This is a genomic window from Bacillus sp. SM2101, from assembly GCF_018588585.1.
Classification (GTDB): domain Bacteria; phylum Bacillota; class Bacilli; order Bacillales; family SM2101; genus Nanhaiella; species Nanhaiella sioensis.
Window position 1 is genome coordinate 25,877 of sequence record NZ_JAEUFG010000040.1, and the last position, 6,486, is coordinate 32,362.

The following is a 6,486-nucleotide window of genomic DNA, read 5'->3' on the forward strand; positions in this document are numbered from 1 at the left end:
CCTTCACTATTTATGCATGTTTTAAGAGCTGTTTCCGTTTCAACATCTCCTGCAATCTAGCTTCATTCGATTCAATGAAAATGAATTCTTCATCTGAAGGGTTGGTTTTAAGCCAAATTCGATTATTTCCAAAGCGTAAGATCCCTTCGCCTTTTTCAGGATTTCCAAACAAGATATCTATCTCTCCATCAGTCAGGGAGAAATTCTCCTTTATTCTCTTTAAATCAATTGGATTTTGTTGCATAAATAACATTGTAAAGGTAGATGTAACAATACCTCGGGCTTTTTTATTCTCTAATAACCGCACAAAGTCTTGGGAAGCGAATACTAAACCACCATTTCGTTTCCTAATTCTTCTTGCTACTCGTTCGAAAAATGATACGGTTTGTTCATTATCAACAAATTGCCATAGTTCATCAGCATATATAAATTTCCTTTTCAGTGCATTCTCACTATTTTTTGCAAAGTGCTCCCAGCTGTAATTTAATAAAACATGGTAGGCGATTGGTCTAAGAAACCCTTCCTCCATCTCACTAATGTTAAAGTTAACCAATCTAGAAGTCTCCAAGGATTGTGTTACTCCTCTTCCTAAGTAGGTTTGACCGTCAAAAATAGGTTTGCTTCCTGTTCTTAAAAATGGCTTTAGTGAAACTATTAGCCTCTGTGCTTTTTCATTATCACCGTTTGCTTCAACGATCTCTTTATAAATATCCATTAATTCTGGTTCTCTTTTTCTTTTTTGCTTTCCTTGTATAATGTGACCATCTATCATTTCCATGCCATCTTCAAATAGAGAATCTGGATGTGTAGTATATTTCTTATTTTCTAAAAAGACTTTAGTCACAGCATCCTCAACAAAACTACGCTCAAATGCGTCTAAACCGTGATCTTCTTTTCCTCTGATGATAATATCGAAAAAATCTAGTAATTCGTTTATTTTTTCTCTAAGCGGAACAAAACGTAAATATTTTCTCCCGTCCCTTTCTATAACCTCTTTATCATCACCATCCATTAGTAATTCTAATTCTTCATCATCTTTATCATCTAATGGAATATCAGAATAATTGATTGCACAAGGGTTTATTCTAATATCAGATTCCTCAGATATATCAAGGTTTATCCCACCTAATCGACGAGTAAGTCTTCTAAACTCCCCTTCAGGGTCGATAATTACTGACCAAACATTTCCACCAGCCATTTCTCTAGCAATCTTTAATTTCATTGCTAATGACTTTCCACTTCCAGGAATGCCGAATATACCCATGTTGTAATTTTGTGGTCGATAATCATCGTTCCCAAAACTATTAATGAATTCAATTTGCCCAGTGATCTTATTTACTCCAATAGGTACTCCACCTATATACCGTCCTGCCCCACTTATAAATGGTGAAAATGTAGACAACGCACGTCTATCAATATTTCTGTATGCATCCTTTAAATAGTTCTTTCCTAGAGGAAGTGTACTTAAATAACCATCCTTTACCCTTGAATATGCAGGTGCTAAAGTAAAAAACTTTCCGTTAAATTCATCATCTAATGCTTCGCTAAACCGATCTAAAGATTTTTCATTTTCGGCATAAAGGGTTGCTAAAACTGCAACTTGATACATATCATTTTCAGAGAATTGAATCTCATCCATAAGTACTTCAGTATCCATTATCTTTGTCTTATACTCATTAATTGCGTCAATATTTCCTCGCTTATTTTGCCAACTCAGATTTGACTGAAGCATTGTCATTTGCTTTTGCAGAGACCTTATTGCATGAGTCTTTTTAACTTTGTGAATATCAACTAGTACATCAATCTCCCCAGAAGATAGCATTGAATTAATCCAATCTGTTTGTAATTTTCTCGGATATCCCTCGCGAGGAATGAATAGTGGTCTGAAAAATGTACGACTACCGAGGGTTTGCTTTATAACCCCTTTGTCTTCATCCTTAATAGTAATACCGTTAGGCGAGATTAAGTCCCAAATTGTAGGTTTGCTATCTAGTTGATATGCAATATCTTCGTTATTATTATCTTTCTCTTTTGTAGGTTTAGGTTGTTGTGATTTCTTTGGAGAATTAGCTTGCTTTTTCGTCTTTTTCTTGAAGATCCCCATTCTCAATCATCTCCTTCACTAGTTCTATCCTTCTTTGGCTTTGTTCAGATGTAACATATAAAGATAATTTCTCTCGATCAACCATATCTTTAAACTGATGTTTCACAGCTTTTTTTCTGTTGAATGTGTAATACAATAAGTTAATAAGACCTTCAGTGGTTAACAAATCTATTTCAACTTTCGCTTTATGAAGTGCAGATTTGGCTGTATTAAACCTTCTATATAACTCCTGAAACGCTTTATCTAATATTTTTTCTTCTCTTTCTTCATCAGTATCTGCTTCAATGCTGTTGTTAGGTACTTGATAAGTAAATAGAATATATCGCTTTGTATCATATCTAGGTGTATTTGTTTGAAAGTTTGCAAGGTCTTCAAGCATTGAAACCCCATATTGGTATGCTGCTGCTGGTAAATCTTCTTGTGATGTCATATTTTTTTGAATCTCTTCAATTGGTTCAGTTAAATCAATATAACGGTTTTGAAAGTATAGTTTAGTAGGGTAATCAATCTGAGCAAGCCAACGCTCTACTTCTACATCAATAGCTTCTTGTTCATGTTGGCTTAGCAGAAAGTAGTTAACGGGAGTAACTTCAGCTATTAATACAAATTCATTATTGGTCAACCGGATCATGTGCTCTGTTATATCTTCAAAATCTTCTAGCAGTTCTTCAAAAAGATCAGGGTCATCTTCAATGTAACCCGTATTTTTCTTTTGTTTACTTTTGACACTGTTTGAACTTGCAGGAGGTTTTCTATTTTGCTTGTTTTTCTTAGCTTTTTTCTTCCCCCATGGAATCAATGGCTCTTTTGAAATTGTTCTTACAAATATCCAAGCAACTATTGCAAATATAACAGCATATATAAGTACGCTCACTTCAAATCCTCCATCCAATCTGTAGAATTACTTCCTTTTCTCCATACGCCTCTTTGTGATGAAGCACTCATTTTTGTTAATAGATACCTATCAAAAAACATGTGATACTTTCCTTTTTTTAAGAATGCTAAAGGAAGTATGACTGCAACTACCGGAATTGTAGAAATAATAGAAGCTATTAAGGCAAGAACCCAATTAATTGTAGAAAAAAACGTAAACACTGGGCCGATGTAAGCACCAATTACAAAAAATCCAACTAATAGATAAATTAGCTGTCGCATCGATATAAATCCCAATATAACTTTTTGTTCTGAGCTCATATCTTCTGGAACCGTCTCACGTCTCATATCTATCATCCTTTGTTTTCATCATTTAAAATTGTTTTTATTAATAACATTCCCCCCTCTTAAAAAGAGGGGGGAATGTTATGTTGTTGTTTTATCTTTTAACCACCTAGACCTGTGATCCAACCTGCTATATCATAGGCTTTTACTATAACGAGTCCCCCTACAAACGCCATTGCTAAACCAACAAATGCTTGTGAACGAGCTTCAGGTTTAGATTGAGCAGCTGATAGTTTAATACCCGCAAAGATTAGGCATGCGATTACCCAGAAACCACCAGCACCCATTAAAAGATAGATAATTGTATTCATATTGCCGAATAATCCATCAGTATCAATGTTTCCATCAGGACCATCTTCTGCTCGATTCTGTGCTTCTTTAAAAGCATCTACATTAGCGGATGCTCCTTCTGGTGCCACTGTAATAACGGCAGTAAAAGCAAAAATTGCAGCTAAAAACAGAATAATAGCTTTCTTATTCACTGCTTCACACCTCCTTTCTGAAAACACAAAAAAACCCCTGCTCAGTACACAAGTAAAGAAATGTGTTCAAAACACTTCTTTTACTTATACTTAGCAGGGGATTCCTGTTCTAAATATGTATAAAATTTTAAAGCTTACAACTTATTTGGAGGGAATTCCCTCTTTCTATAAATATAATAGAATAAAAACCAAAAAGCAACTATAAATCTACAAATTGGAAGTAATAATAGATTACAATTACACTTTGTGATTTTGATTCAGGGGTTGCTATCTAATCTATAAACTATGATTCAATTCAAAAGTGTTAGTTCTTCACAGCTTCCTTAAACTCTTTACCAGGCTTAAAAGCCGGTGCTTTACTAGCAGCGATTTCAATTTCTTCACCAGTTTGTGGATTACGCCCTTTACGCGCAGAACGTTCACGAACTTCAAAAGTTCCAAATCCCAGAAGAGAAACCTTTTCTCCATTTTGTAACGTGTTACTAATTGCACTGAATACTGCTTCTAGTGCTTTACCAGCATCTTTCTTACTTAATTCTGCTTTTTCAGATACTGAGTTTATTAGTTCTGTTTTATTCATTTTATTTCCACCTTTCTATGTAACGTACTATATCATATCAGATCGATTAGTCTATGTGAACCTCGTTATCTCTACATTTGGTTACTATTATTTCTCACAAGCCCATCCATCTTTATCACGATCATGTTTAGATGCATATGCAGGATGGTCTGATCCAACTCCGTTAGGGTAAACTTTTCTTAATTCTGTACAATTCTTAAATGATTCCACTTGAACTACATTATTTGATGAGCTATCGTTTGCTTGGTTATCAGAAGTATAGTCTGCAGTAGAAGCTACTTCCTCTCCATCTAGATCACCTTTCGTTGTTCCATTTTCACCAAATCCCCATAATCCTTGCTTTTTTTCACGTGCTTCCCTAGCAAACTTTACAAAATGTTCACTGTACTTTACATCAGGAGGATAAGTTGAAGGTTCTGCAAACCCATTAATGACTAAATCTGCATTAAACATTTTTGATCTAATCTCTGATTCATCCATGTCGTCAACAGGAACACCTTGCCACACAATACGAAGGTATCTACCATACTTGTCTTTATCAGATACGTCCTTTTGGATCCATACAACTTTACCTTCAAGATTATTTTTTGTGTATTCACTTGCTTCTTTTCCGTATTCCTCAATTTTAGTGGTTGATTCAGGTGTATTTACTCCAACTAGACGAATTTTCCGGCCGTCTGCAAGTTCTATCGTATCACCATCTACAACTCTACTAACAGTGGCTATTTCTAAATGGAAACGTTTAGCTAATTCTTCTTGCTCTTTTTCTTTTTCAAGTTCCTCTAATAGTTTTTTAGCTTATTCATCCTGTTCAGCTAATATTTCTTTCTCATTATCTTTATTTTCTATTGTTGTTTCGATCTTTTCTTCTGATATATTGTCCAATGGTGCTGAACTTGACGTATTAGTACAACCAATAATGAATATAGATAGTAACATGCCTATAATAATTAACAACCCATTTTTCTTCACAATATCCCCCACCACATCATAATTTATAAATAATCATCTTTGTTTTTTAGTAGTTGTATTATTTACAACAGTAGAAATAGCATGTTTATATACTAGTTGCTGCTTTCCCTCTACTTCTACAAGTACAGTAAAAGTATCAAAATCGATTACATGACACCTAAACTGAAAGCCCCCACCCAAGATTATTGTAACAAGCGATTGATTTTCTTTCGCTTCTAAAAGTTGAGTATCTTGTTGAATGACTTGACCTTTATTAGTTTTCATATTGTAACCTTCTTTCTATTTATGATTATTTGGTCTTTTTTTCTAAGTAAAGTGCACACCTTCCTTATCTAATAGCTCACACCCTGTGCCATATTTATTTTTCAAGGCTCCTTTGAAGCTTATATCCTCTAATTCCGGAAATTCTTTTTTCCATAGTTTGTAAAGACTATAGTTTTTAGGTTCTCCAGCCTTTACAAGTTTAACAATATGGTAGCCATATTCATCACCACAACGTACTTTAACCCTACCTGTATCTATTGCAAATATTCTTCCTGATTCTGAAATTTCATATATACCTTCATAACCGGTTATAGCAACTCGCTTTTCGCTCATTTTTTCCTCCTTACAAAACGATAACAATTGGGAACCACGGTTTTAATTTACCTATTATTGACTTCTATCCTATCATATTCCAATATTTTCTTATATAGGGACTTATATATCAAAATTTAGGTAATAGTTTACTCTTAGAAGATAGATATGAGAAACAGGAGGTTTGATTTCTATTATGGAAAGAGCCGTAAAATGTCTAAGCTTGTTGAACAATGTTAATATATTTGGGGTTATACAGAACGGTAGTTCTTTCATAGGGAAAAATGTGGTATAATAGAGAAAGATAGTATGTGAATAGGGCGGTCGGCTAATCCCCATGTCATGATAGTAAGGGGGTGACGCCAAATGACTGTATACGAAGCACTGATGGTAGCACTGGGATTTTCTTCTTTAATTGTGGGACTAGTTGCATTGTTTGTGCACATGCAGTCAATGAATAAAAAATAGACCTCCCTTTGAACTGCACCCCAATTGTTAGACAAAACTAACAACGGAGGTGCAGTTTTTAATGACAAAGTATTCCTTAGAAACTA

At 34.5% G+C, this 6,486-nt stretch carries 10 protein-coding genes; 1 reads left to right on the plus strand and 9 read right to left on the minus strand.

What is annotated here, in order from left to right:
- Positions 1-10: 10 nt before the first annotated feature.
- The 9 genes from JM172_RS22320 to JM172_RS22360 form a co-directional block, all read right to left on the minus strand.
- Positions 11-2,104, minus strand: coding sequence for a VirB4 family type IV secretion system protein (locus tag JM172_RS22320; protein ID WP_214484561.1), 2,094 nt, complete (start codon positions 2,102-2,104; stop codon positions 11-13).
- Positions 2,067-2,978, minus strand: a complete 912-nt coding sequence (locus tag JM172_RS22325; protein WP_214484562.1) for a hypothetical protein — start codon at positions 2,976-2,978, stop codon at positions 2,067-2,069. The genes JM172_RS22320 and JM172_RS22325 overlap by 38 nt, the downstream gene beginning before the upstream one ends.
- Positions 2,975-3,325, minus strand: coding sequence for a PrgI family mobile element protein (locus JM172_RS22330; RefSeq protein WP_214484563.1), 351 nt, complete (start codon positions 3,323-3,325; stop codon positions 2,975-2,977). The genes JM172_RS22325 and JM172_RS22330 overlap by 4 nt, the downstream gene beginning before the upstream one ends.
- A gap of 98 nt (positions 3,326-3,423) precedes the next feature.
- Positions 3,424-3,804, minus strand: a complete 381-nt coding sequence (locus tag JM172_RS25530; RefSeq protein ID WP_352224041.1) for a hypothetical protein — start codon at positions 3,802-3,804, stop codon at positions 3,424-3,426.
- A 304-nt stretch (positions 3,805-4,108) separates the two neighbouring features.
- Positions 4,109-4,384 (minus strand): HU family DNA-binding protein, encoded by a 276-nt coding sequence (locus JM172_RS22340; protein ID WP_214484564.1) that lies wholly within the window; start codon positions 4,382-4,384, stop codon positions 4,109-4,111.
- A gap of 87 nt (positions 4,385-4,471) precedes the next feature.
- Positions 4,472-5,110 (minus strand): thermonuclease family protein, encoded by a 639-nt coding sequence (locus JM172_RS22345; RefSeq protein ID WP_214484572.1) that lies wholly within the window; start codon positions 5,108-5,110, stop codon positions 4,472-4,474.
- A gap of 72 nt (positions 5,111-5,182) precedes the next feature.
- Positions 5,183-5,356 carry a hypothetical protein gene (locus JM172_RS22350; protein ID WP_214484565.1) on the minus strand — a complete coding sequence of 58 codons (174 nt, stop codon included), beginning with the start codon at positions 5,354-5,356 and terminating at the stop codon, positions 5,183-5,185.
- 33 nt (positions 5,357-5,389) lie between these two features.
- Positions 5,390-5,620: an RNA chaperone Hfq gene (hfq, locus tag JM172_RS22355; RefSeq protein ID WP_214484566.1), complete on the minus strand. Its 231-nt coding sequence runs from the start codon at positions 5,618-5,620 to the stop codon at positions 5,390-5,392.
- A gap of 42 nt (positions 5,621-5,662) precedes the next feature.
- Positions 5,663-5,953 carry an NUMOD4 domain-containing protein gene (locus tag JM172_RS22360; RefSeq protein ID WP_214484567.1) on the minus strand — a complete coding sequence of 97 codons (291 nt, stop codon included), beginning with the start codon at positions 5,951-5,953 and terminating at the stop codon, positions 5,663-5,665.
- A 345-nt stretch (positions 5,954-6,298) separates the two neighbouring features.
- Here JM172_RS22360 and JM172_RS24960 point away from each other — a divergent pair, with 345 nt between their 5' ends.
- Positions 6,299-6,400 (plus strand): putative holin-like toxin, encoded by a 102-nt coding sequence (locus tag JM172_RS24960; RefSeq protein ID WP_250886841.1) that lies wholly within the window; start codon positions 6,299-6,301, stop codon positions 6,398-6,400.
- Positions 6,401-6,486 lie beyond the last annotated feature (86 nt).